The sequence below is a fragment of the Microbulbifer sp. S227A genome (assembly GCF_049800935.1).
On record NZ_JBNAFZ010000009.1, the window covers coordinates 242915 to 267926 of the forward strand.

The following is a 25012-nucleotide window of genomic DNA, read 5'->3' on the forward strand; positions in this document are numbered from 1 at the left end:
AATGCACCGGCGTCTTCTCTGGCTTTATGTAATCACCATCGCCCTCGCAGGGAGTCTGTTGGCGGGCTGGCATGCGGTTGCGCAAGAAATCTGGGATGAAGCTGCGGCCGCCTCCGTGAATAAAGAGCTGAACCGCGCCGATCTGATTGAGAAGGGGCGTTACCTTTCGGTTGCCGCTGATTGCAAAGCCTGCCACACCGCAGAGGGTGGGTCTGTGTATGCCGGTGGGCGTGCACTGCATGTGCCGCTCTTGGGGACACTGTATTCAAGCAACATCACGCCGGATATTGCCACCGGTATCGGCGGCTGGACCCTTCAGGAGTTTGACCGGGCGCTGCGTGAAGGCATTGGTAAGGATGGGCGCAACCTGTATCCAGCGATGCCATATGTTTCCTACGCGAAGATTATCGATGAGGATATCAAGGCGCTGTATGCCTATTTTCTGTTCGGCGTCGCGCCGGTACATGAAAGACCTCCGCCAAACAAAATCCCGCAATTGCTCAGCGCGCGCTGGCCACTCTATTTTTGGAATTTGTTGTTTACACCCAACAAACCCTTTGAGCCGAACCCGCAGAAAAGTGATGCTTGGAACCGCGGTGCTTACCTCGTACAGGGGCCAGCCCACTGCGGCGAGTGTCATACGCCCCGCGGGCTGGCCTTCCAGGCAAAAGCGTTTGACGAAACCAAGAAAGGATTCCTCGCCGGTGGCCCGGTGCTGGATGGTTGGGAGGCGTACAACATTACGCCGGATCCAATCGGCGGTATTGGCAAGTGGACAGAAGAGCAGCTCACACAGTATCTAAAGACCGGTCATGTAAACCGCCTGGCCCAGGCCGGCGGCTCCATGGCGGAGGCTATCGAAAATAGTCTTGCCAACATGCACGACAGTGACATAGCGGCCATCGTGACTTACCTGCGGGACATCCCCCCCGTAAAAGGCAGAGTCAGAATGCCACGGCAGAGCCTCGGCAACCCCGCCACTGACGTAGTCATCCTGCGCGGTAACCCCTTGTCGCGGGATATTGATCCGAGAAAAAAGGCCGATGGTGCGCGACTGTACCTGGGATTTTGCGCGACCTGCCACGGGGTGGACGGAACCGGCAGCAAGGATGGTTATTATCCATCGCTGATTCGGAACTCAACCGTTGGCGCGAAAGACGATCACAACTTGCGTCAGGCAATACTGGAAGGTATTAGCCGCACCATTGATGGTGAAGAAAAAATGATGCCTGGGTTCGCCAACAAAATGGACGAGGAGCAACTCAAGAGGCTGATGAATTATTTGCGCGCGCAGTTTGCCGTACCTCCCCGGCAAACGCCGGAACCGAATAACTGATTATTGGGGTCGCACGAAATGCATCGACTGGAAAATAAAGTCGCGCTGGTTACCGGCGCCGCCAAAGGTATCGGGCGCGCCGTTGCCGAGCTGTTTGCACAGGAGGGGGCGACGGTCATTCTCAGCGATATCGACGATGTCCGGGGCCAGGCGGTGTGCTCTGAAATTGGCGGCGCCGCCCACTATATCCATCTGGATGTGGCTGACGAGTCCCAATGGGATTCAATTTCCAGCGCCATTGAGCAACAGTTCGGCCGGCTGGATATTCTGGTCAACAATGCGGGTATAACCGGTTTTATGGAAACCGAGGGTCCCTTTGATCCGGAGAACTTCAATCTGCCAAGCTGGCAGAAAATCCACCAGGTCAATGTGGAGGGTGTGGCGATGGGTTGCCGGGCAGCGATCAAGCTGATGAAACAGGCCGCGCATGGCAGCATCGTTAACTTGTCCTCGCGCTCGGGGAATGTGGGGATTCCCGGTGCTGCGGCCTATGCATCGAGCAAGGCCGCGATTCGCAACCACACCAAATCGGTCGCCCTGTATTGTGCGCAACAGGGGTACCGCATTCGCTGTAACTCGATTCACCCCGGCGCCATCCTCACCCCGCTGTGGGATTCGATACTGGGCCAGGGTGCTGAGCGTGCGGAGGCGATTGCGAAAATCGCAGCCGATATTCCCCTGCGCACCATGGGCGAGCCGATGGATGTGGCCTATGCCGCGCTGTATCTCGCATCGGATGAGTCCAAATATGTCACCGGCACCGAGCTGGTGGTCGACGGCGGTATCCTGGCGGGCAGCACTGCATCACCGAAAAAGAAGTAACTGCCCCGGAAAATGCTGTGTCTATAGTGGTTTCGATCTTGGAATTGCCCACAGCAACCCATCGGTAATCAGTGTCGGAAACACACTCACGTGGTATTCCTCTGGTATCACCTTGGTTGTGACCTCAAGACCGGCGTATTCCCGCGATACCAATTGCTGTTCAAACGCGAGCATGTCGTCGACCATGGTGAAATGGCTGTGCGGTTTACCGTTTTCGTATTCGCCGATCACCATCATCACCCGCGCATCCAGTGCCTTGTGCCGCTTGGCATAGCGGGATTCCATCTCAAAGATCACCTTGTTGTCGTACCACAGGGATGGGCTGCCGAGGATGTAGTAGTCGAACGCTTCGGGCTGATCGAACAGAATCGATGCACCGAGCAGGCCACCGAAGGAGTGCCCCACAAAAATCTTTTTGTGCGGATGGATACGGTAGTGTTTGCTGAGATAGGGGAGCACCTCGTCGGCGAGAAAGCGGATGTATTTTGCCGATTGACCGGAGGCCCGGCGCGCGGCCTCAGAGTGGCCACCTTTTTCATAGGGTGATGGGGTCGGTGTGTAATCGCGGGTGCGGCTGAGCCCGCCGTTATCGCCCTTGGAGTAGGACACGCCTACCAGCACCACGTCTTCAATTTTTTTGCCGTGGTCGCCGAGCTGCCGGGTGATACTGCTGATCAACGGAAATGCATAGTCCGCGTCGTTGACCAGCACCAGTGGGTATTGCTGCTCGGTGTTGTGGAAAGAACGCGGCAGCTTGATGAACAGCTCGTAGTCTTTGCCGTTGGCTTGCGAGTGGATATCCACCACCTGCGAGCCCTTGATTGTGTATGGTTTGATCGCATACGGTTTGGACTCGGGACCTTGGGGGCTTTCCGTTTGGGCAGAAGTGAAGCTTGTCAGCGTGGCAAGCCCGCCACACAGCAGCAGGCGGGCAAAAATATTTTTCACGGCGCAGTCTCGTTATTGAATTTTTTAGAAAATGATCCCGCTCAGATCAATTGCACCGGTATAAGTTCCTGTATTAAAGCCCCGGCTGCACCGCCTTTTTTCCTTTCTTCTGCTTGCGCTGCGTTTGATTGCTATCGCCGTCGTCCCAGTGGTGATCCAGGTGCAGGTCGGGATCCCGCCGGTCTTCCTGCAGTGCCTGCAACAGTTGTTCGCGATAGATCTTGGTCTGGGCAATATGCTGGGATTCATCGCGCCAATACGGGAACAGCGACTCCAGCATGCGCTGGTCGTGCTGTTTGAATTTGCGCGCCGCGCGCAGGGCCTGGTGCTTGGACAGTCCCAGCAACTGCAGCGCGCCCGCGCCGATTTCGATGGCGCTGTCGACGGTCTCGCGGTAGATATACTTCACCCCCGCTTCCATCAACGCATATTGGTGCATGCGGTTGCGTGCACGGGCAAGGATGGTGAGGTGCGGGAAGTGCTTCTGAATGCGTGCAATGATATCCAGCGATGCCGCCTGATCGCTCAGGGTGAGGATGATGAGCTTGGCGTTGTCGGCGCCGGCGGCATGCAGCAAGTCGCCGCGGGACGCATCACCATAGTAGGCCCTGATGCCATAACGGCGCACCATCTCCAACTGCTCCGCATTGTGTTCCAGCAGGGTTGTCTCGAAACCACAGGCATTGATCATGCGCCCGGTAATCTGTCCATAGCGGCCGTAACCGATGATGATTACTGGCGAGCCGTCGTCGTGCGGGCCACTGTCGGCAACATCCGGTAGCTGCGGGCCGGAGAAGAATTTTGGCTGGATCAATTGCTCGTAGGCCAGCAGCAACAGTGGGGTGAACGCCATCGACAGTGCAATCAGCGCGATCAGAATACTGCTGACATCCGACGGCAACACGTGGTTCTGGCTGGCGTAGGCCAGCAGTACAAAACCAAACTCACCCGCCTGTGCCAGTGACAGTGCAAACAGCCAGTCCTCCCCTTTCGCCATGCCGCGGAAGCGCGCCAATGCGAACAGAATGATGAACTTCACCAACACCATCAGTAGCAACAAGCCGAACAACAGCAACGGCTGCTGCATCACCAGTGCCAGATCCAGGGTGGCGCCCACCGCCAGGAAGAAGAGCCCTAGTAGCAAGCCTTTAAACGGCTCGATATCCGCCTCCAGCTCGTGGCGGAATTCGCTCTCCGCCAGCACCACGCCGGCAATAAAGGTACCTAGCGCCGGTGACAGTTCCAGCCAGCTCATCAGCGCGGCGGCACTCAGTACGATCAACAGCGCGCAGGCGGTGAACAGCTCGCGGGTGCGGGTGCCCACGACAATGCGCAGCAGCGGTGTCAGCAGGTAGCGCCCCGCCAGAATCAGCCCGATCACCGCACCCAGCACCGCGAACGCGTAGCTCCAGCCCTGCAGGTCGTTGGGATCGGGGGCAACTTCTACCGTCGCTAGCAGGGGCAACAGGGCGAGAATGGGAATTACCGCGATGTCCTGAAATAGCAGCACGCTGAATGCGTTGCGTCCGCCCTCGGTCTTCAGCAAATTTTTTTCCGACAGGGATTGCAGCACTATAGCGGTGGAAGATAGCGCCAGTATCAGACCGACCGCGGTGGCACTGCGCCAGTCAAAGCCAAACAGGGCGATGGCCAGCCCGGATACCGCCAACGCAGTCAGCAGCACCTGGGCGCCGCCGGTACCAAAAATCGCCCCGCGCAGTGCCCACAGTTTCCTGGGTTGCAGCTCCAGGCCAATCAGGAACAACATCAGGGCGACGCCGAATTCGGCGAAGTGCAGTTCATCGCTGGTATCGCCCACCAGACCGAAGGCGTGGGGGCCGATCAGTACGCCAGCAACCAGATAGCCCAGTACCGAGCCGAAGCCAAGCCGTTTGGCCAACGGTACCGAGATCACTGCGGCGCCGAGAAAAATGACGGCCTGAAGTAAAAAATTATCTTGTGCCATAACGCTGTTTTGAATTGTGTGTGCGGGTTATGGATGCCCCCCGGCATCCAGTGGTCTTGGAGCTGGTTGTCTATTGTCCGTTGCGCTTATTGCGCCTGTTGCCCCGCTTTCGGGGGTGGCGCGTTGCTGGAAAAATTCGCTTCGCGACTGCGGCGTATCAGTGGGGCAATGGTGGAGCCCTGAACCACAATAGAAAAGAGTACCACGCCGTAGGTCATAACCACCCACAGGTGGCGCAAGTCCTGGCTGTTCCCCCCATCCTCGCTTCCGATCTGAACGCCAGACGGAATCGACATCGCCAGTGCCAGCGCCAGACCACCGCGCAGCCCACCCCAGATCAGAATACGTTCGGTATAGGGGTGGTACCTGCGGTGGCGTTTCAGGAACTGGAAGGGAATGCTCACCGCCGCTATCCGGCCAATCAACACAATCATGATCGCGGCGACGATCATCACGTAGTCGATGGGCTCAAAATTGATCGTGATCAGGAACAGCCCCACCAGCAGGAACAGGATGCCATTTAAGAACTCTTCGGTGATGCTCCAGAAGTTGTCCAGTTCGTGTTGGCTCACCCGCGAGAAACCGTGTTCGCGAGTGAAGTTGCCGATAATGATCCCCGATACCACCATGGCCAGCGCACCGGACACGCCGAGGATATTGGCCGTGGCAAAGCCCGCGGTCGGGATTACCAGGGTGAGCAGTAATTCCAGGCTGTGATCATTGGTGGAGCAGATCAACCAGTGAAACAGCCCACCGATGGCGAGCCCGAGGGCGATACCGCCGAAGGCCTCCACCATAAACAGGTGGCTGATTGCTGGGAACGTTGGCTCGGTGCCCTGGAACGCCAGCGCATACAGCACCGCGAACACCACCATGCCGAAGCCGTCGTTAAACAGAGATTCCCCCTCTACCTGGATCGAAACCTGTGACGGCGCCCTCAGGTTCTTGATGATCGCCAGCACTGCGATGGGGTCGGTGGGGGAAATCAGCGCGCCAAACAACAGGCAGTACACCAGTGGCACCGGCATGCCGAGCAGCCCGAACAGGAAATACAGCAGGTAACCCACCACAAAAGTCGAGATCAGGGTGCCGAAAATTGCCAGTGCGGTAATCTCGATTTTCTGGTTGCGCAGCATATACAGGTCGATATGCAGGGAGCCGGCAAACAGCAGAAAGCCGAGCATGCCCTTCAGCAACAGGTCTTCCAGGTTCATCAGCGGCAGTAATTGCGCCGCCCAGTCGCGCAGCTCGACGATTTCCAGTTTGCCGAGACCGGTAACGATCAGCGACAGCGCGAGGGAGCCGGCGGTAATCGCAATGGTGGTCTGGGTGCGGAGTACATACTGGTTGAGAAATCCGAGGAAAACGGAGGCCGCGGCAATAAAACAAAAGGTGTAATAGACATCCATGTGAGCGCGGAATCTCCATACCGGATTGCGTCAGGTTTGCAGGGCGCGTGGATCGTGCCCTGCAAAGCGCAGTAATGCGAGCGCAATATCCCGGCTGAATTTAATCGGTCAGGGTGCCGTTATTGTAGTCGCGCACAGCCTGCTCGATTTGCTCGCGTGTGTTCATCACAAAGGGTCCGTAATGGGCGATGGGCTCATTCAGCGGATTGCCGTGCAGGATCAACACACCCGCTTCCTCAGCGGCGCGCAGCTGCAGGGCTTCACCTGCGCCGAACAGCACCAGGTTGCCACGGTCCACCACGCCGCGTCCGGTATCCAGTGAACCGCGGTAGATATACACCAGCACCGTGTGTGCTGCCGGCAGCGGCAGGCTGACCTCGGCACCGGCCGCCAGGCGCAGGTCGGCGACCGCTGCGCTGGCCGAGGTGTCGAGCAGGGGCGCGCATTCCGGTTCACCGGCGACCTGCCACTGGCCCGCGATCAGGCGGATCATCGAGCCCTGCGCATCGAGGGTGACCTCGCGCACCTGCTCCGGTTGCACATCGCGCCAGTCCGGGTCGGCCATCTTGTCCCTGGCCGCCATATTGATCCACAACTGAAAGCCGTGCATGCCGCTGTCGCCTTGCGAGGGCATCTCCGAATGGATAATGCCGCGCCCGGCACGCATCCACTGGGCGCCCCCCTGGGAGATTGCGCCGCGATTGCCCAGGTGGTCCTTGTGCTCGAACTCACCACTCAACATATAGGTGAGGGTCTCGATACCGCGGTGCGGGTGCGGTGGAAAACCGGCGATGTAGTCGTCGGGGTTTTCTGAGCGGATTTCGTCGATCATCAGGAAGGGACTGAAGTCCGCAGACTGGAAGCCCGCGACGCGATGAATTTTTACGCCGGCGCCATCCGCGGAGGGATGTCCCGCCACTACCCGCGCTGCGGGGCGGATGCCGATGATATTTGCGCTGTTCTGTGTGACGTTTTGCATGGTTATGCTCCTCCATTTCCGGCAGTATAAGCCGATAAAATCGCCTGAAAATGGCAAAAAATCGCAGCTAATATTCGAACAAATTGATAGATCAATCGCAGCGCACTTCGAGCGCATCGGTTTTGATCCCATTGGACAAGGGAAAGTCTATGGCCAAGGTAACTTTGGAACAGTGGCGCATGTTTCAGGCGGTGGTGGAATACGGTGGCTTTTCGCAGGCCGCAGAAGCCGTGCACAAAAGCCAGTCTTCCATTAATCACGCGGTGCACAAACTGCAGGAAAGCTTGGGTATCGCCCTGCTGGAAGTGCGCGGGCGCAAGGCGGAGTTGACCGACGCCGGGCGCGTGCTGCTGAACCGCGCGGGCGGTCTGCTGAACGAAGCCGAGGCACTCGAGTCGGTCGCCTCCAGCCTCGCCGCCGGCACCGAAGCCCAGCTGCGCCTGGCGGTGGATGTACTGTTTGACTACGACGCCCTGCTTACCGCCGTCGAGCGCTTTGCCGAAGTCTATCCACACACGCGCCTGGAAATCCGCGAGACGGTACTGTCGGGCGGCGAAGAGCTTCTGCTGCAGCAGGAAGTAGACTTTATCCTCTCTGCCCGTTCCCCCCAGGGCTTTGTCGGCGAGCCCCTCACGCGGGTGAAATTCCTGCCGGTGGCGCACCCGGATCACCCCCTGCACCACTTGGGCCGCCCGGTAAACCGCGAGGACTTGAAGGCCACGCGGCAGATCGTGATGCGGGACTCCGCACTGAAGAATCGTCAGGACGCGGGCTGGCTTGGCTCCGATGAACGTATTACCGTCACCAATGTGCACACCTCGATCGACCTGATCGAACGCGGCCTGGGATTTGCCTGGCTGCCCGAGCCGCGCATCCGCGATTCGCTCTGTGCCGACCGCCTGTTGCCGCTGCGCACCGAGGAGCCCTGGGAAAGGAATGTAATGGTGTACCTGTTCTTTGCCGACCGCGACTGCGCCGGCCCCGCCGCCAACATGCTGCTGAGCGCCCTGCGTGAAAGCCTGCCGCCACTGGACTGAGATACACCAGAGATTGTGAGACCAGAGTTTGTAATAAATGGAACAAAATAATCGCCCGATCCGCTGGGGCATCATTGGTTGCGGTAATGTCACCGAACTGAAGAGCGGCCCCGCGTTTGCCAAGGTACAGGGCTCTGAGTTGCTGGCGGTGATGCGTCGCGATCCAGCAAAGCTTGCCGACTACGCCGAACGCCACGGGGTGCCGAAGACCTATGCCAATGCCGACGCGCTGATTCAGGACCCGGAAATCGACGCCATCTACGTGGCGACACCGCCGGGCAGCCACCGCGAGTACGCGCTGAAAATTGCCGCCGCCGACAAGCACTGCTGCCTGGAAAAACCCATGGCGCTGAATTTCGCCGAGTGCGAAGAAATCGCCGCGGCTTTCGCAGGCCGCAACGCACAATTGTTTGTCGCGTATTACCGCCGCTCCCTGCCGCGCTTTAATCAGGTCAAGGCGTGGCTGGATGAAGGCAAAATCGGCGACGTGCGCCATATCAACTGGAGTTATGCGCGGCTGCCATCTGACGCGGACCTATCCGCAGACTACAACTGGCGCACCGATCCTGCCGTATCCGGTGGCGGTCACTTTGTCGACCTGGCCTGCCACGGCCTGGACCTGTTTATTTATCTGCTTGGCGATATTCGCGTCGCCAAGGGCATCGCCGTCAACCAGCAAAACCTGTACGACGCCGAAGACGCCGTATCCGCCTGCTGGGTATTCGACAGTGGCGCCACCGGTTCCGGCTTCTGGAATTTCGGTTGCGCCGAATACGGCGATGAAGTGGTGATTCACGGCAGTCGCGGCAGCATCCGCTTTTCTGTGTTTGCCGATGCCCCCCTGGTGCTGGAAAGTGCCAGCGGGTCCGAGCAAGTGGCAATCCCCCATCCGGAGAATATCCAGTTCTTCCATATCGAAAACATGGTCAAACACCTGAATGGCGCAGCGCGCCACCCGGTCGCCGGCGCCGAGGGCGGCAAGGCCTCGCGGGTGATGGACCAGATCCTCGCCGGGCTGGTCGACGAGCGCCGGCGAGGTTGACCAAAGCTTCCAATAATCCCTTCTGGGGAAACATCACGTCAAGGTCCGAAAAAATCGTAGATTCGTGCCGATAATTTGCGATTTTTGTTTCGAAAAGTCGAATTACACTGAACAGCGTTGTCACTCCATACACTTTCCGTCTCGACGGCTATTTACGAGGATTCTGCTATGCAAAACGGTGCACTATGTGATTTCGGCAAACTGATTGGGCGTATTCTTATTTCGGTGATGTTTATCGTTGCCGGCTACAGCAAGATTGGCGCCTACGCGGGTACCCAGGAATATATGGCGGCCGCGGGCGTGCCCGGCATTCTGTTGCCGCTGGTTATTCTGCTTGAGCTGGGCGGCGGCCTGGCGATTCTGTTCGGTTTCTTCACCCGCTGGGTAGCGCTGGCGTTTGCTGTCTTCTGCGCATTGAGCGCCTGGCTGTTCCATAACGTACCGGGTGACCAGATGCAGCAGATCATGTTTATGAAAAACATCACTATCGCCGGCGGCTTTCTGATCCTGGCGTGCGCCGGCGCGGGTAAATTCAGCTTTGATCACGCCATGGCGAAAGTGAAAAACCGCTGATCGCCAACCACAACCTCTACACGGAGCACAATCATGGGACTCTTGGTGAAAGGCGAGTGGAAAGATCGCTGGTATGAAACCGACAAAAGCGGTGGTGAGTTTGAGCGTGAAGCGGCGCAGCTGCGCAACTGGGTGACTGCCGACGGTAGTGCCGGCCCCAGCGGCGAGGGTGGCTTCCCGGCGGAAAAGGGCCGCTACCACCTGTACGTTTCCCTCGCCTGCCCCTGGGCGCACCGCACACTGGTCTTCCGCAAACTCAAAGGACTGGAAGACTACATCACTGTTTCCGTGGTCAGCCCCTACATGCACGAGCACGGCTGGACTTTTAATCAGGAGGAAGGCAGCAGCGGCGACGCGCTGTTTGGCAGCGAATTCCTGCACGAGGTTTACACCCGCAATCGCGGCGATTATTCCGGGCGGGTGACGGTGCCGGTGCTGTGGGACAAGCAGCGCAACTGCATCGTCAGCAACGAGTCGTCGGAAATCATCCGCATGTTCAATACTGCGTTCAACGATCTGACCGGAGATGACCAGGATTTCTATCCCGAGGATTTACGCGGCGATATAGACGCCACCAACGCGCTGGTATACGAAAACGTCAACAACGGCGTGTATCGTGCAGGCTTTGCCACCAGCAAAAAGGCCTACGAGGCGGCGTACCATCGCCTGTTCGAGGTACTGGAGCAGTTGGAGCGCCGCCTGGCGGACAATCGCTACCTCACCGGGGATCGCATCACCGAGGCGGACTGGCGGCTGTTTACTACACTGGTTCGGTTCGACCCGGTGTACCACGGCCACTTCAAGTGCAACAAGCAGCGTCTGGCGGATTATTCGAACCTGTGGGGGTATGTACGCGAGCTGTACCAGCGGCCCGGGGTCGCGGAAACGGTGGATTTCCACCATATCAAAACCCACTATTACGCCAGCCACCGGAACATTAATCCCACCGGCATTGTGCCCGTGGGTCCGGAGCTGGATTACGCGGCGCCCCACGGTCGCGGCTGAGGCGCGGTTCTGGAGCCGGGCGCGATAAACTCGATCAAAACCAGAAAAGGGAACTCTGATGAAGTTGTTTTATTCGCCCGGCGCCTGCTCGCTGTCGCCCCATATCGTTGCCTGCGAGGCGGGTATCGATCTGGAGCTGTGCAAGGTCAACCTGAAAACCAAGGAGATGGATGGCGGTGGCAATTTTGTCGAGGTCAACCCCAAGGGGCAGGTTCCGGCGCTGTTGCTCGAGGGCGGTGAATTGCTGACCGAAGGCCCGGCGGTCGTACAGTTTCTCGCTGAACAGAAACCAGAAAAAAACCTGACGCCACAATACGGCTCGCTCGCATACTATAGAGTACTGGAGTGGCTGACCTTTCTGGCCACCGAAGTCCACAAGACCTTCCTGCCGTTGTTCTGGGGTGGCACCGATGACGAAAAGGCGTTGGCCAGTAAAAAACTCGCCAAGCGCTTTCAGTATATCGAGGGCAATATGGCGGGTGATTACCTGTTGGGCGACGATTTCTGCATCGCCGATGCCTACCTGTTTACCGTGTATAACTGGTGCAAGTTTGTCGAAATCGACACCAGTGCCTGGCCGAAGCTCGCGGCGTTTGCCGCACGCATGTCCCAGCGCCCGGGTGTGCAGAAGGCGCTCAAGGCCGAGGGTTTGATTTAACCCGGGACGTCACTTTCTTTCTGATATCTCGATCGGCCGCCGCGCTTTCGCCACAAACAGCACCAGGCACAGCGCGGCGGCCGAGCAGCACAACATCCCCGCCGCAATCGGCACCAGGGTGCCGGTGTGCACCGCGCTCACGGTGCCACCAAGTACCCCACCAAAGATAAACAGCGACGCGCCGAACAACGCATTGGCGGTGCCGCTGATCGAGGGGAAGAACTCCAGGTAACAGGCCGCCGAATTGGGTGTAATCAGGCCGATGGTGGCCATCGCCAGTACCAACGGAATCATCCACGCCAACAGCGGTTGCTGCGCGCCGTAGTAGAGAGTGCTGGCCAGCAACAAGGCACAGAACACCAGTTGCAGCGCGATACCCGCCAGCAGGATCTGACGGGGCTCGAAGACTTTCAGCAGACGGATATTCAGCTGCACGAGGATCACCAGGCCCAATACGCTGCTGCCGAACAGAATTGGGAAGGTTTGCGGGCTGACTCCGAAATGCTCCATAAACACAAACGGCGCGGTGGTGATGTAGATGAACATGCAGCCGCTGATAAATGCCTGTCCGAACAAGAAGCCCAGTGCCCGTGGGGTGCGAAAAATCTCCGCGTAGCCCTGAAACATACTGTGCGGGGACTGGCGCTGGCGCCGCGCACGGCGAAAGCGCGACACGGTTTCCGGCAGAATGCCGCGTACCAGCACCATCATGGCCAAGCCATATACCAGCAGGAAGATAAAGATCGCTTGCCAGTTGCCAAAGGTCAGCAGGGTGGAACCGATCACCGGTGCTACCATCGGTGCAATCAGCATCATGGTGGCAATCAGCGACATGATGCGTGCGGCCTCGCGGCCGTGGTACAGGTCGCGCACGATGGCGCCGCAAATCACCGTGGCAAACCCGCCGCCTGCGGCCTGGAAGAAGCGCAGCGCCACCAGCATTTCCACGCTGTTGGCAAATAGAATCAGCGTGGTGCTGACGATAAACACGCTAAGGCCAATGGTGCCCACCAGAATACGCCCCCAGCGGTCCGACAGTGGGCCACCAAACAGCTGTCCCAAGGCAAAGCCCAGCAGATAGCTGGAAACCGAGTGCTGCACCTGTGCGACTTCCACGCCCAACGCGACCGCCATCGCGGGAATCGCCGGCAGATAGGTGTCGATGGCAAACGGGGTCAGCGCGACCAGCGCGGCGAGACAGGGAGCGAGCCAGCGCGGCGGGCGGCCGTCGGCGTCGAAGAAATTCGGGGGCATAACAAACCGGTAAATAGGGAAACTACGGGTACAGCGGCAACGCCTGTGGGAGCCCGCGAGCCGATGCTCAAAGCATAGTTATCGGCAGATATTGCCTGCGGGCGGCGGCATAGTAGCGGGCGCGCCCGGCAGATGCCATGGGTGCTGGGGAATATGCGGTGAGTAGTTTTCTAGTAAGGCGGGATAAGCGCTGCCAAGAGCAGCGCGTTCACAGCAGATAGCCGCTTTTTGTACTCTTTTAGTGCTTTTCTTCGCGCAAATTGTACAGGCCCTGCTTCAGCTTCAGCAGGTGTTCCTGCAGCTGCGGGCCCTTGCGCTGGGCCACGCCGATGGCGAGCACGTCGATCACCACCAGGTGGGCGATACGCGAGGACAGTGGGGTGTAGAGTTCGATGTCTTCCTCCACATCCACTTCCAGCGGAATGCTGGATTGGCGGGTCATGGGTGAGCCGCTGGGGCCGAGGCCAATCACCGTGGCGCCCTGCTGCTTGGCCATTTCCATGGAACGTAGCAGCGAGGAGGTGCGGCCGCTCTGGGAAATGGCAACCACCACGTCGCCGGGCTGCATGCTCATGGCGGACATGCTCTGCATATGGTGATCGGAGTGGGCCGCGGTGGCCATCTGCAGGCGGAAGAACTTGTGCTGGGCATCGGCGGCAACGGCACCGGAGGCGCCAAAGCCAAAGAATTCCACGCGCTTGGCGGCGGCGATGGCGGAAATTGCCGCTTCCAGGGCGCGCCCGTCAATCTTGTCGCGCACGTTCAGCAGGGTATCGACGGTAGAGTCGAACACCTTGCGCTTGTATTCGGCGATGGAGTCGGTTTCGGTGACCGCGATCTGGCCAAAACTCGGGCTGGAAGCCAGCTGCTGGGCCAGGTTCAGCTTGAATTCCTGGAAGCCGGAGCAGCCCACGGCGCGGCAGAAGCGCACCACGGTCGGTTCGCTCACCTGTGCTTCAGTGGCGAGATCGACAATACGCATATGAATGATTTCGCCCGGATTGGCGAGGATATATTCCGCAACCTTGCGCTCTGATTTGCGCATGGAACTCAGCTGCTCGCTGATTTTTTGCGTGACTTCCGCTGGCTTCACGACAACACCTTCTATGGTTCAAGTTGTGCAGTTTAGCGGCATGGCTCGGTGCTGGCGAGTGTTGGTGTTGCTTGATCGTGCTCTCGTGGCGGCACTGCCGCCGGGTATGCCTGTGCGAGCACGGGCTAGGCGCCCCCCCTAAACCCATCCCTGGGGGCTCTTCCGCGAGGTCCCTCTCGCGGAAGGTCTCGCACAGGCATACCCGACACCAGCACCTTATCGTCGACCAATGTTGATCCGAAAAACCTGTTCATATAAACAGGTGAATGGCACTTCCTCTGATACAATCCGCCCCATGGACGTATCTGAACTTTTAGACCCCCTCAACGACCCCCAGCGCGAAGCCGTGGCCGCGCCTCCGGGCAATCAATTGGTTCTGGCCGGTGCCGGCTCGGGCAAGACCCGCGTGCTGGTGCACCGTATCGCCTGGCTGATGCAGGTGGAGGGGGCGTCGCCCTACTCCATTATGGCGGTGACCTTTACCAACAAGGCGGCGCGCGAGATGCGCGGGCGTATCGAGGAGCTGCTCGGGGTAAACACCTTTGGCATGTGGGTGGGTACCTTCCACGGCCTCGCCCATCGGTTGCTGCGTGCGCACTGGCAGGAAGCGAAGCTGCCGCAGAATTTCCAGATTCTCGATTCCGACGATCAGCTGCGCCTGATCAAACGGGTGCAGAACGAGCTGGGCCTCGACGAGAAGAAGTGGTCACCGCGGGAATCCCAGTGGTGGATAGGCGCGCAGAAGGATGAGGGAATTCGCCCCCAGTATATTCAGCTGACCGGCGATCCCTGGCTGCAGACCATGGTGCGTATCTACAGCGCCTATGAAGAGGCCTGCCAGCGCGCCGGCGTGGTGGACTTTGGCGAGCTGCTGCTGCGCGCCCACGAACTGCTGCTGAACAACGACGGCATCCTCGCGCATTACCGCCGCCGCTTCCCGTTTATCCTGGTGGACGAATTCCAGGATACCAATACCATTCAATACGCGTGGCTGCGCCTGCTCGCTGGCGACCAGTGTGCCATTACCGCGGTGGGTGATGACGACCAGTCCATTTACGGTTGGCGCGGTGCCAAGATTGAGAATATCCAGCACTTCGAAGCGGATTTGAAGGACGTGCAGACGGTGCGCCTGGAGCAGAACTACCGCTCCACCAGCACCATCCTGAACGCCGCCAATGCGGTTATCGCACACAACTCCGGCCGCCTCGGCAAACAGCTGTGGACCGAGGGCGACAAGGGCGAGCCGATTTCCCTGTATTCCGCCTACAACGAACAGGACGAGGCGCGCTTTATTGTCGAGCGCATTCAGGACTGGGTGCGCGACGGTAACCGCCGCGACAGCATTGCCATTTTGTACCGTTCCAACGCCCAGTCGCGGGTGCTGGAAGAAGGCCTGTTGCGTGAGCAGGTGCCCTACCGCATTTACGGTGGCCAGCGCTTCTACGAGCGCATGGAAATCAAGAATGCGCTGTCCTACATGCGCCTGATGACCAACCGCCACGATGACACCTCATTCGAGCGGGTCGTCAACACGCCCACGCGCGGCATCGGTGCGCGCACCGTGGATACGGTGCGGGCGTTCGCCCGTGAGCACGGCTGTTCCCTGTGGAGCGCCGCAGAAAAAATGCTGCAGCAAAAGGTGCTTGCCGCCCGCGCCGGCAATGCGCTGGCGAATTTCCTCAGCCTGATCGACGCGCTGGACGAAGAGAGCACCGACAAGACCCTCGACCATATCGCCGAGCTGGCCATCGAGCAGACCGGTCTGATCGAATTCCACGGCAAGGAAAAAGGTGAGAAGGGCCAGACTCGCGTGGAGAACTTGCAGGAACTGGTCAGCGCCTGCCGCGGCTTCGACGGTATTCCCACCGCCGATGCCGACGGCGAAACGGTAGACGAGGAGGAAACCCCCCTGCTCAACCAGTTCCTCGACAGTGCCGCACTGGATGCCGGCGAAGGTCAGGCGGACGAGTTTGAAGATGCGGTGCAGTTAATGACACTGCACTCCGCCAAGGGCCTGGAATTCCCGCTGGTATTTATGGCCGGTGTGGAAGAAAACCTGTTCCCGCACAAAATGTCGGCTCAGGAGCCGGGGCGCATGGAGGAAGAGCGTCGCTTGTGTTACGTGGGTATTACCCGCGCCATGCGGAAGCTGTACATCACCTACGCGGAAAGCCGTCGCCTGTTCGGCAGCGAGACTTACAACAAGCCGTCGCGGTTTGTGAGCGAGATTCCGGTGGAGTATATCCACGAGGTGCGCCTGAAAACCGAAATCTCCAAACCGCTGTTCCAGCCTAATTATGGGCGAGTGGGCCAGTTCTCCGATCCGGCCCCGGAGTTCGACGATGACCTGCCTCCGCTGGCACTGGGCGGCCGTGTGGATCACGCCAAGTTCGGCGAAGGCACCGTCGTGCAGTTCGAGGGCTCCGGCCCGCGCGCGCGCGTACAGGTCAACTTCGACGACGCCGGTAGCAAATGGCTGGTAGTATCCATGGCCAAGCTGCAGCCGCTGTAAGTTCTTCTAATAGCGTTGAGTGCTGAAAACTAGGGTGCGTGAACCCGCATCCACCACCCCGGGCCAGATGCCCGGGGCCAATACACAATAAAAACTCAAACGGACATGAAAAAAATAAACTGGTATCCCCCCGTTATCTTGGGCCTGCTTGCCCTGTTGGTGCTGACGTTTGGCAGCCTGGTGATTTCCCGCTCGGATCAAGAGCACACCGTTACCGCGCTGGAAAATGCCGGCCAGCAGAGCTTTGAGTGGAAGATGGTTACCACCTGGCCGAAGAACTTCCCCGGCCTTGGCAGCGCCCCCGAGCGCTTTGCCAAGAACGTGGATGCCATGTCCAACGGCCGCCTGAAGATCAAGGTGTTTGGTGCCGGTGAGCTGGTGCCCGCCATGGGCGTGTTCGGTGCGGTATCCAGCGGTGCGGCGGAGGCCGGCCATGGTGCGGCCTATTACTGGAAAGGCAAAATCCCCGCGGCCCAGTTTTTTACCGCGGTGCCGTTTGGCCTGAATGCCCAGGAAATGAATGGCTGGCTGCACTACGGCGGCGGCCTCGAACTGTGGGAAGAACTCTACGAGCCGTTTGACCTGATCCCCATGGCCGGCGGCTCCACCGGTGTGCAGATGGCGGGCTGGTTTAACAAGGAAATCAATTCCGTCGACGACCTGAAGGGCCTGAAGATGCGTATCCCGGGTCTCGGTGGCGAAGTCCTGAACCGCGCCGGCGGTACTGCGGTAACCATTCCCGGTGGTGAACTGTATACCGCACTGCAAACCGGCGTGATCGATGCCACCGAATGGGTTGGCCCCTACAACGACCTCGCCTTCGGCTTCCACCAGATCGCCAAATACTATTACTACCCGGGCTGGCACGAGCCGGGCTCGGTGCTGGAAATCCTGATCAACAAAACCGCATTCGAGAAACTGCCAGAAGACCTGCAGGCCATCGTGCGTGTCGCCGCGCGCGATGCCAACCAGGATATGCTGGACGAATACACCGCGCGCAATAACCGCGCCCTCAAGGAGCTGGTGGAAGAGCACGGTGTGGAGCTGCGCAAATTACCGGACGAGGTAATCGCGCACCTGAAGGAAATCAATCAAGGCATCATGCAGGAAACCGCGGCCAAAGATCCGCAGTTCAATCGGGTGTATGAGGCCTTCCAGGATTTTGAAGCGCAGGTAATTCCGTATCACCGGATTAGTGAAGAGGCGTACTACAAGACGCGCGAAATCAATCAGCATTAAAAAAGGGGCCGTTTGGCCCCTTTTTTGTCATTTTTTAACGGCTTCTGCGAAGCTTACGGCAGCGGGCGGGTGCGGCCGCGGTCGTCAATGGCCACAAACACAAACTCGCCTTCGGTCACTTTTACCTGCTCACCGGTGTCTACCCGGGTTAGCCAGACTTCGACCAGTGTTTTGATGGAGGAGCGGCCTACTTCCACCGCTTCGGCGTAACAGCTTACCGTGGAGCCAACCGGTACCGGGCGCAGGAATACCATGCTGCCGACGGCGACGGTGGTCACGCGGCCGCGGGCAATGCCCTGGGCGAGGATGGCACCGGCGACGTCCATCTGCGACATCAGCCAGCCGGCAAAAACGTCTCCCTGGGGGTTGGTATCCCGAGGCATGGACTGGGTCTGCAGGGTCAGGGTTCCGCTTGGTTGCGGTTCTTCATCAATGGCGGACATCACGGGTGCTCACAAATTCTTAGACTTATTGGCCCGGCGGTGGATTTTCGGTCACCGTCATCGGGTGGCGCATTCTAACACAAACTGCGTACTAATTAGCCAGTGCAGTTCGATAGTCTTTTTTGTTTTGCGAATGGATACATCGGGCACCCACCCTTCGTTCTGGGCGGGGACTTGCTGGTTTCCCGCTTGGTCTCTTAGAATTAGTCCATGCGGAAATTGGTCCTAATCGTGATTGTGTGGGGTTTCGCCTTCCAGAGCTTGGCGCTGGGGATGAGTCCTGCCTGCGACCCGGGTGCCGATTCCCACGCAGAACACGCCATGATGATGGGCAGCGCGGAGCATGTTGCGAGCGACATGCCTGACAACGATCACCATAATATGCCGTGTTGCGAAGAGTCCGGCGACAACACGTCGGCGGAACTCTGCCAGTTGACTTGCGCTGTCGGCGGTTGCGGCGCGGCTGCACCCCTGGCACAGGAATGGTTGAGCACCGGACCTGCGGCTGCCGCACTGTTCCAATCTATTTCCCCCTCCCCCCTCGCTGCATCGCAGCGCAACCTGCTGCGCCCCCCCATAAGCGCCTGATGCTTCTCCATCAGCACCTTTTTTGGCGCTGAATCCTACGGTCGGAGCTTCGACCAGACATCAGACAGACAGGATTACTCCATGGGATATGCATTGCGTGCTCTGGGCCCCCTGGTCCCAGCGCTGCTGATTTGTGCGTTTGCCCTGCCCGCGCGGGCGCAACTGACCCTCGATAGCGCCATCCAACTCGCGCAACAGCAGGATCCACAGACTGCGGCCGCTCTGGCCGCCGCTGATGCGGCGGCGGAAACCGCCGTGGCGGACGCCCAGTGGGCAGACCCGATGTTAAGGCTGGGGATTGCCAACCTGCCCACCGACACCTTCGCTTTTGACGATCAGCCGATGACCCAGAAAGTCATTGGTATCAGCCAGAAGCTGCCCCGCGGGGATTCCGCGATACTCGCCCGCGAGCGCGGTACTAATACTGCAGAGGCCGGTTATGCGGGTGCCGCAGACATGGAACTGGTGCTCGCACGAGACGTGGCGCTGGCCTATCTCGCCGTGGCAGAGCAGCTGCGGGTGCGTGAACTGCTGGCGAAGAACCGTCGCTGGATGCAGGAGCTGGTGGGCTACAACCGCGCGCGCCTGGCCAGCGCGCAGATCCAGTCCCAGCAGCTGTTGCAGTCGCAGCTGGCACTGGCGCGACTGGACGATCGCATTGCCGCGGTGGAGGGCGAGATCCATCGCGCCCGCGGCACCCTCAGCCGCTGGATTGGCGATGCTGCCTGGGGCGCGCTCGATCCAGCACCGCCGGCTTGGCGGAATACCCGCGACTGGCTGGTGGGGCAGTCACTGCCGGTGCCGATGGTGCTGGTAGAGCAGCATCCGGCGGTGGCGGCCAGCAGTGCCCGCGTGGCTGCAGAGCGGGCCAATGTGGCACTGGCCCAGGAGGCCTACAAGCCCCAGTTCGGTGTCGACTTCAGTTACGGCCAGCGCGAGCGGACCCCCATGAGTGATGGCTCAGACTTCGCCAGTGTGATGGTGTCGTTCGATGTACCGCTGTTCCGCCAGAATCGTCAGGACCGCCGACTCGCCGCCAGCCGTGCACGCGAGAGCGCGGGCATCCTGCAGCGCCAAAGCCTGTTGCGTCAGTTGCACGCCGAGCTGAACGCGGCCGTGGCCATGGCCCAGACGCTGGAGCGCCGCCGCACGGAGTACCGTGAGTACCTACTGCCGCAGGCGGAAGCTACCGCAGACGCAGTGCTGCGGGGCTACGCCAGCAATACCGCGGATCTGGAAGCGGCCATCGCCGCGCGCATGGACGACATCGAGACCCAGATCAGCGCCGCGCAGCTCACCTACGGCTACTTCAGCGCTCTGGCCCGTATCCGCTACTTCCGCGCCGTCGACCTCGACGCCAGCCTCAAATAATCATCGGTTCGCAAAGTTATGAACAAAGTATCGATCGTCGCGCTCGCCATCATCGCCCTGGTAGTCGGCATTTTCATGGGGCGTGGACTGCCTGGTGGTGACGACAACACCGATGGCGCTCGTGGAGAAAAGAAAATTCTCTACTGGGTCGCGCCCATGGACCCCAACTACCGCCGCGACGGCCCCGGCAAGTCACCCATGGGCATGGATCTGGTACCTGTCTACGAGGGCGACGAGGGTGAAGCCAAACCGGGCACTGTATCCATTGCTCCCGAGGTGGAAAACAATCTGGGTGTGCGCACCGCCGTGGCGGAGAAAGGCCCGGTGAATATCGAAGTGGACACCGTAGGCCTGGTGCAGCTGGACGAGGACAAGCTCCATCACGTGCACACCCGTCTGAGCGGCTGGGTGCACAAGAGCTGGGTTAAGGCAGTGGGCGACCGTGTGCGCAAAGGCCAGCCAATGGTGGCGATCTACTCGCCGGAGCTGGTGAAGGCGCAGAGTGAACTGGTCGCAGCGCTCGAGAGTGGCAACCGCACCCTGATCGAGGCAACCCGCGAGCGCTTGGACAGTCTCGGTGTCCCCACCGAGCAGGTGCGCGCTCTGGATAAATCCCGGCAGGTGCGCCAGACCATCACCCTTTACTCGCCTACCGATGGTTACGTAAACGAATTTTCCGCCCGCGACGGTATGTATATCACTCCCGCCACCACCCTGATGAGTATCGGCCCGCTGGACACCGTGTGGGTGGAGGGGGAGCTGTTCCCGAAGCAAGGTGCGCAAGTGCAGGTGGGTGATACTGCCACCCTGCAGGGTGACTTTGCCCCCGGCCGCACCTGGATCGGCAAACTCGTGCACATACTCCCGGATCTGGATCCCAAGACCCGTACTCTGCGTGTGCGAGTGCTGGTGGACAATCCGGACAAATCCCTGCGCCCGGGCATGTTTGTGCGTCTGCAGTTCGAAGGAAGGAAGATCAATGCCCTGACGGTGCCGCGCAGCGCGCTGATCCGCACCGGTGACATGGACCGGCTGGTGATTGCCGAGGGCGACGGCCGTTACCGCTCGGTGCGTGTGCGGGTGGGCCGCGAGCTGGGCAAGTGGGTGGAAATCCTCGCCGGACTTGAATCCGGTACCAAGGTGGTTACCTCGGCCCAGTTTCTGTTGGACTCAGAATCCAGCATTAGCGCCGACCTTGAGCGTATCGAGGGCGAAGGCGGCGCTAACGGCAGCAAAAAATCAGTAAACAATGAAACTGCGTGGGCCGAGGCCAGGGTGCTCAGTATGCCTGACGACAACCACTACGCACGCCTCGAGCACGGCCCGGTACCGGCGTGGGATTGGCCCGGCATGGTGATGGGTTTCCACATAGCGGAAGCCGCGCAACAGGCGTTGCGCGAGGCTCTGGAAAGCGGCGCGCCAGTGCGGGTGCAGATGCGCCAGCGCGATGATGGCAAGTACGAGGTGATTGCCACGCGCGCTTTGGCCGGTAGTTCCCTGACGCCGGGACACCAGGGCCATGAGCACATGGAACACTCGGAGATGGATCACGGCGACATGAACCACGATGAGATGGATCATTCCGAACCGCAGGAGCCGCAGAAATGATCGCACGTATCATCCACTGGTCCCTGCACAACCGCGCGCTGGTGCTGATCGGCGCGGTGGTGCTGACCCTCGCCGGTCTCTATAGCCTGCGCAACACGCCGGTGGATGCGCTGCCGGATCTCTCCGATGTGCAGGTGATCGTCAAAACCAGCTACCCCGGCCAGGCGCCACAGGTGGTGGAAGACCAGATTACCTATCCCCTGACCACCGCGATGTTGAGTGTGCCCGGTGCGCACACGGTGCGCGGGTATTCGTTTTTTGGTGATTCCTATGTCTATGTCATTTTCGACGACGATGTGGACCTCTACTGGGCAAGATCCCGAGTGCTGGAATACCTGAGCCAGGTGGCCCCGCGGCTTCCCGCCGCTGCCCGCTCGGAACTGGGCCCGGATGCCACCGGTGTGGGCTGGATCTACAGCTACACCCTGGTGGACCGCAGCGGCAAACATGACCTGGCACAACTGCGCTCGCTGCAGGACTGGTTCCTCAAGTACGAGCTGCAGACTCTGCCCGGGGTGTCCGAGGTGGCCACCGTGGGCGGTATGGTGCGACAGTACCAGGTGCAGGTAGACCCGTTGCGCTTGCGCGCCTATGACCTCACTCTGGCCCAGGTGCAGGCGGCCATCGAGCGTGGCAACCGTGAATCCGGCGCCTCAGTGGTGGAAATGGCAGAAGCCGAATACATGGTGCGCGCCAGCGGCTATATCCAAAGCGTCGAAGACCTGCGTCAGCTGCCGCTGCTGGTGAATAATAGTGGTACCCCGCTGCTGCTGCGGGATGTGGCGGATGTGCATCTGGGACCACAAATGCGTCGCGGCCTCTCGGAACTCAATGGCGAGGGCGAGGCAGTTGGCGGCGTCATCGTGATGCGCTTTGGCGAGAACGCGCGCGCGGTCATCGATCGCGTGCGTAACCGGCTCGACGAATTACAGCGCAGCCTGCCTGAGGGGGTCGAAATCGTCCCCACTTACGACCGCAGTGAGCTGATCGACAGCGCGGTGGAAAACCTGTGGCACAAGCTGTTGGAAGAATTCATTGTGGTGGCGCTGGTGTGCGCGCTGTTCCTGTTCCACTTGCGCTCGTCGCTGGTGATTGCCATCAGTTTGCCGCTGGGTATCATCGGCGCTTTTATTGTGATGCACCTGCAGGGGATCAACGCCAACATCATGAGCCTTGGCGGTATTGCCATCGCCATTGGCGCTATGGTGGATGGTGCCATCGTGATGATCGAAAACCTGCATAAGCATATGGAGCGCACCCCGCTCACGGATGAGAACCGTTGGCAAGTCGTCGGTGAGGCTGCGAGTGAAGTGGGGCCGCCGCTGTTCTTCAGCCTGCTGATCATCACCCTCAGTTTCCTGCCTGTGTTTGCACTGCAAGGTCAGGAGGGGCGTCTCTTTGCGCCGCTGGCCTATACCAAGACCTACGCCATGGCAGTGGCTGCGGGTCTTGCCATCACCCTGGTGCCGGTGCTGATGGGCTATCTGGTGCGCGGTAACGTGAAGCCGGAACAGGCCAACCCGATCAACCGCGCGTTTACCGCCGTCTACCGCCCCGCCCTGGAACTGGCAATCCACCACCCGTTACTCGTCGTCTTTGCCGCACTGGTGTTGCTTGCCAGCGCGCTGTACCCCCTGTCCCGCACCGGCAGTGAGTTTATGCCGCCGCTGGACGAGGGTGACCTGATGTATATGCCCAGCACCCACCCCGGCATCTCCATCGGTAAGGCCCGCGAACTGTTGCAGCAGACGGACAAGATGATCATGCAGGTACCGGAAGTGGCTCAGGTGTGGGGCAAGATGGGGCGCGCGGAAACCGCCACCGACCCGGCACCCCTGACCATGGTGGAGACCATTATCCGCTTCAAGCCCCGCGATCAGTGGCGCGAGGGCATGACTTCGGAAAAACTGCGCGCGGAGCTGGACGCAGCGGTGCAGTTACCCGGGGTCACCAACGCCTGGGTGATGCCTATCAAGACCCGCATCGACATGCTGGCCACCGGGATCAAGACTCCCGTGGGCATCAAGGTGGCCGGTGCCGACCTGCACCAGATCGAGCAAATCGCCACCCGGCTGGAATCTCTGCTGAAAAATGTGCCTGGCACCGCGTCGGTATTCGCCGAGCGCGTGGAGGGTGGCCGCTATATCGATATCGACATCGACCGCAGCGCCGCCGCACGTTACGGCCTGAACATCCAGGACGTGCAGACGGTTATCGATACCGCGGTGGGCGGCAAAAAGGTGGGCGAAACCACCGAGGGTCTGGAGCGTTACCCGATCAACATGCGTTATCCACAGGCATGGCGAGATTCGCCCGAGAGCCTGCGTGGCTTGCCACTGGTCGCCCCCAACGGCACCCACCTGAGCCTGGGTGACGTGGCCACCATCGAAGTGCAGAGCGGTCCGCCGATGATCAAGACCGAGAACGCCCGCCCCAATGGCTGGATCTACATCGACATAGCTGACCGCGACCTGGGTTCCTGGGTGGCGGAGGCGCAACAGTTGGTGGACGACGAGCTGGAGCTGCCGCCCGGCTATTCCCTGGCGTGGTCCGGACAGTATGAATATATGGAGCGCGCCCGCGAGCGCCTGAGTCTGCTGTTACCCATCACCCTCGGCATCATCGTGCTGTTGCTGTACTTCAGCTTCCGCCATGTAGGCGAGGTGCTGATCATCATGGGCACCCTGCCAATGGCGCTGATCGGCGGCCTGTGGCTACTGTACTGGCTCGACTTCAACCTTTCGGTCGCGGTCGGCGTAGGTTTTATTGCGCTGGCTGGGGTGGCGGTAGAGATCGGTGTGATCATGCTGGTCTACCTCAACCAGGCCTGGAAACAGGTGCAGACCGATTGTGAGGCTGCTGACCACAAGCCAACGCAGGAAGACCTGCGCAATGCCATCCGCTACGGCGCCGGTCAGCGCATGCGCCCGGTACTGATGACCACCGCCACCGTATTTATCGGCCTGGTGCCGGTAATGATTGGCTCCGGGGTTGGTTCGGAGGTGATGCAGCGGATTGCTGCGCCGATGGTGGGGGGTATGGTCAGTGCCATGCTGCTGACCTTGATCGTGCTGCCCGCCGTCTACCGTTTGTGGAAGTCGCGAACGCTGCAAAACCAAATTAGTTAAT

The 25012-nt window shown here is 59.9% G+C and carries 19 protein-coding genes; 12 read left to right on the forward strand and 7 right to left on the reverse strand.

Going from position 1 to position 25012, the window contains the following annotated elements:
- The first annotated feature begins 1 nt into the window (after position 1).
- Both ACP15R_RS20360 and ACP15R_RS20365 read left to right on the forward strand, forming a co-directional pair.
- On the forward strand, positions 2-1336 hold the full coding sequence (locus tag ACP15R_RS20360; RefSeq protein WP_224868186.1) for a c-type cytochrome: 1335 nt from the start codon (positions 2-4) through the stop codon (positions 1334-1336).
- Positions 1337-1354: 18 nt separating this feature from the next.
- Positions 1355-2158 (forward strand): glucose 1-dehydrogenase, encoded by an 804-nt coding sequence (locus tag ACP15R_RS20365; RefSeq protein WP_224868185.1) that lies wholly within the window; start codon positions 1355-1357, stop codon positions 2156-2158.
- Positions 2159-2179: 21 nt separating this feature from the next.
- On the opposite strand, the gene ACP15R_RS20370 is transcribed toward ACP15R_RS20365, so the two are convergent.
- The 4 genes from ACP15R_RS20370 to ACP15R_RS20385 all read right to left on the reverse strand — a co-directional run bounded on the left by ACP15R_RS20370 (position 2180) and on the right by ACP15R_RS20385 (position 7460).
- On the reverse strand, positions 2180-3106 hold the full coding sequence (locus ACP15R_RS20370) for an alpha/beta hydrolase (RefSeq protein ID WP_224868183.1): 927 nt from the start codon (positions 3104-3106) through the stop codon (positions 2180-2182).
- A gap of 73 nt (positions 3107-3179) precedes the next feature.
- Positions 3180-5072, reverse strand: a complete 1893-nt coding sequence (locus ACP15R_RS20375) for a monovalent cation:proton antiporter-2 (CPA2) family protein (RefSeq protein WP_224868181.1) — start codon at positions 5070-5072, stop codon at positions 3180-3182.
- 86 nt (positions 5073-5158) lie between these two features.
- Positions 5159-6481, reverse strand: coding sequence for a cation:proton antiporter (locus tag ACP15R_RS20380; protein ID WP_224868179.1), 1323 nt, complete (start codon positions 6479-6481; stop codon positions 5159-5161).
- A gap of 100 nt (positions 6482-6581) precedes the next feature.
- Positions 6582-7460, reverse strand: coding sequence for a pirin family protein (locus ACP15R_RS20385; protein WP_224868177.1), 879 nt, complete (start codon positions 7458-7460; stop codon positions 6582-6584).
- 149 nt (positions 7461-7609) lie between these two features.
- Here ACP15R_RS20385 and ACP15R_RS20390 point away from each other — a divergent pair, with 149 nt between their 5' ends.
- The 5 genes from ACP15R_RS20390 (at position 7610) to gstA (ending at position 11775) form a co-directional block, all read left to right on the forward strand.
- Positions 7610-8497: a LysR family transcriptional regulator gene (locus ACP15R_RS20390; RefSeq protein WP_224868176.1), complete on the forward strand. Its 888-nt coding sequence runs from the start codon at positions 7610-7612 to the stop codon at positions 8495-8497.
- A gap of 37 nt (positions 8498-8534) precedes the next feature.
- The gene (locus ACP15R_RS20395) at positions 8535-9539 is read left to right on the forward strand and encodes a Gfo/Idh/MocA family protein (RefSeq protein WP_224868175.1); all 1005 of its coding nucleotides are present in this window, start codon (positions 8535-8537) and stop codon (positions 9537-9539) included.
- A gap of 168 nt (positions 9540-9707) precedes the next feature.
- Positions 9708-10112: a DoxX family protein gene (locus ACP15R_RS20400; protein WP_077407850.1), complete on the forward strand. Its 405-nt coding sequence runs from the start codon at positions 9708-9710 to the stop codon at positions 10110-10112.
- A gap of 33 nt (positions 10113-10145) precedes the next feature.
- Positions 10146-11117 carry a glutathione S-transferase family protein gene (locus ACP15R_RS20405; RefSeq protein ID WP_224868174.1) on the forward strand — a complete coding sequence of 324 codons (972 nt, stop codon included), beginning with the start codon at positions 10146-10148 and terminating at the stop codon, positions 11115-11117.
- 58 nt (positions 11118-11175) lie between these two features.
- Positions 11176-11775, forward strand: coding sequence for a glutathione transferase GstA (gene gstA / locus ACP15R_RS20410; protein WP_224868173.1), 600 nt, complete (start codon positions 11176-11178; stop codon positions 11773-11775).
- A gap of 9 nt (positions 11776-11784) precedes the next feature.
- Here gstA and ACP15R_RS20415 read toward each other — a convergent pair whose 3' ends face one another.
- Both ACP15R_RS20415 and hexR read right to left on the reverse strand, forming a co-directional pair.
- Entirely contained in the window at positions 11785-13029 is a 1245-nt protein-coding gene (locus tag ACP15R_RS20415; protein WP_224868172.1) for a multidrug effflux MFS transporter, read from the reverse strand.
- A gap of 238 nt (positions 13030-13267) precedes the next feature.
- Positions 13268-14122 carry a transcriptional regulator HexR gene (gene hexR, locus ACP15R_RS20420; protein WP_010130290.1) on the reverse strand — a complete coding sequence of 285 codons (855 nt, stop codon included), beginning with the start codon at positions 14120-14122 and terminating at the stop codon, positions 13268-13270.
- A gap of 295 nt (positions 14123-14417) precedes the next feature.
- Here hexR and uvrD point away from each other — a divergent pair, with 295 nt between their 5' ends.
- Both uvrD and ACP15R_RS20430 read left to right on the forward strand, forming a co-directional pair.
- Entirely contained in the window at positions 14418-16634 is a 2217-nt protein-coding gene (gene uvrD / locus ACP15R_RS20425) for a DNA helicase II (RefSeq protein ID WP_224868171.1), read from the forward strand.
- 105 nt (positions 16635-16739) lie between these two features.
- Positions 16740-17873 (forward strand): TRAP transporter substrate-binding protein, encoded by a 1134-nt coding sequence (locus ACP15R_RS20430; protein WP_224868169.1) that lies wholly within the window; start codon positions 16740-16742, stop codon positions 17871-17873.
- 53 nt (positions 17874-17926) lie between these two features.
- On the opposite strand, the gene ACP15R_RS20435 is transcribed toward ACP15R_RS20430, so the two are convergent.
- Complete coding sequence (locus ACP15R_RS20435; protein ID WP_077407834.1) at positions 17927-18316, reverse strand: acyl-CoA thioesterase; 390 nt, start codon at positions 18314-18316, stop codon at positions 17927-17929.
- Between the two features lie 669 nt (positions 18317-18985).
- Here ACP15R_RS20435 and ACP15R_RS20440 point away from each other — a divergent pair.
- Genes ACP15R_RS20440 through ACP15R_RS20450 form a run of 3 tightly spaced genes read left to right on the forward strand, consistent with a single transcriptional unit; the run spans position 18986 to position 25011 of the window.
- Positions 18986-20275, forward strand: coding sequence for a TolC family protein (locus ACP15R_RS20440; RefSeq protein WP_224868165.1), 1290 nt, complete (start codon positions 18986-18988; stop codon positions 20273-20275).
- 18 nt (positions 20276-20293) lie between these two features.
- Entirely contained in the window at positions 20294-21883 is a 1590-nt protein-coding gene (locus ACP15R_RS20445) for an efflux RND transporter periplasmic adaptor subunit (protein ID WP_224868163.1), read from the forward strand.
- Positions 21880-25011, forward strand: coding sequence for an efflux RND transporter permease subunit (locus ACP15R_RS20450; protein WP_224868161.1), 3132 nt, complete (start codon positions 21880-21882; stop codon positions 25009-25011). Before ACP15R_RS20445 ends, ACP15R_RS20450 begins: the two co-directional genes overlap by 4 nt.
- Position 25012: the final 1 nt, after the last annotated feature.

Excerpts from the sequence above, each read along its gene's own strand:
- ACP15R_RS20360 (WP_224868186.1), top strand. The coding sequence starts at position 2 with ATGCACCGGCGTCTTCTCTGGCTTTATGTAATCACCATCGCCCTCGCA.
- ACP15R_RS20375 (WP_224868181.1), bottom strand. The coding sequence starts at position 5,072 with ATGGCACAAGATAATTTTTTACTTCAGGCCGTCATTTTTCTCGGCGCC.
- uvrD (WP_224868171.1), top strand. The coding sequence starts at position 14,418 with ATGGACGTATCTGAACTTTTAGACCCCCTCAACGACCCCCAGCGCGAA.
- ACP15R_RS20435 (WP_077407834.1), bottom strand. The coding sequence starts at position 18,316 with ATGTCCGCCATTGATGAAGAACCGCAACCAAGCGGAACCCTGACCCTG.
- gstA (WP_224868173.1), top strand. The coding sequence starts at position 11,176 with ATGAAGTTGTTTTATTCGCCCGGCGCCTGCTCGCTGTCGCCCCATATC.
- ACP15R_RS20395 (WP_224868175.1), top strand. The coding sequence starts at position 8,535 with ATGGAACAAAATAATCGCCCGATCCGCTGGGGCATCATTGGTTGCGGT.
- ACP15R_RS20445 (WP_224868163.1), top strand. The coding sequence starts at position 20,294 with ATGAACAAAGTATCGATCGTCGCGCTCGCCATCATCGCCCTGGTAGTC.
- ACP15R_RS20380 (WP_224868179.1), bottom strand. The coding sequence starts at position 6,481 with ATGGATGTCTATTACACCTTTTGTTTTATTGCCGCGGCCTCCGTTTTC.
- ACP15R_RS20450 (WP_224868161.1), top strand. The coding sequence starts at position 21,880 with ATGATCGCACGTATCATCCACTGGTCCCTGCACAACCGCGCGCTGGTG.
- ACP15R_RS20405 (WP_224868174.1), top strand. The coding sequence starts at position 10,146 with ATGGGACTCTTGGTGAAAGGCGAGTGGAAAGATCGCTGGTATGAAACC.
- ACP15R_RS20385 (WP_224868177.1), bottom strand. The coding sequence starts at position 7,460 with ATGCAAAACGTCACACAGAACAGCGCAAATATCATCGGCATCCGCCCC.
- ACP15R_RS20440 (WP_224868165.1), top strand. The coding sequence starts at position 18,986 with ATGGGATATGCATTGCGTGCTCTGGGCCCCCTGGTCCCAGCGCTGCTG.
- ACP15R_RS20390 (WP_224868176.1), top strand. The coding sequence starts at position 7,610 with ATGGCCAAGGTAACTTTGGAACAGTGGCGCATGTTTCAGGCGGTGGTG.
- ACP15R_RS20430 (WP_224868169.1), top strand. The coding sequence starts at position 16,740 with ATGAAAAAAATAAACTGGTATCCCCCCGTTATCTTGGGCCTGCTTGCC.
- ACP15R_RS20400 (WP_077407850.1), top strand. The coding sequence starts at position 9,708 with ATGCAAAACGGTGCACTATGTGATTTCGGCAAACTGATTGGGCGTATT.
- ACP15R_RS20415 (WP_224868172.1), bottom strand. The coding sequence starts at position 13,029 with ATGCCCCCGAATTTCTTCGACGCCGACGGCCGCCCGCCGCGCTGGCTC.
- ACP15R_RS20365 (WP_224868185.1), top strand. The coding sequence starts at position 1,355 with ATGCATCGACTGGAAAATAAAGTCGCGCTGGTTACCGGCGCCGCCAAA.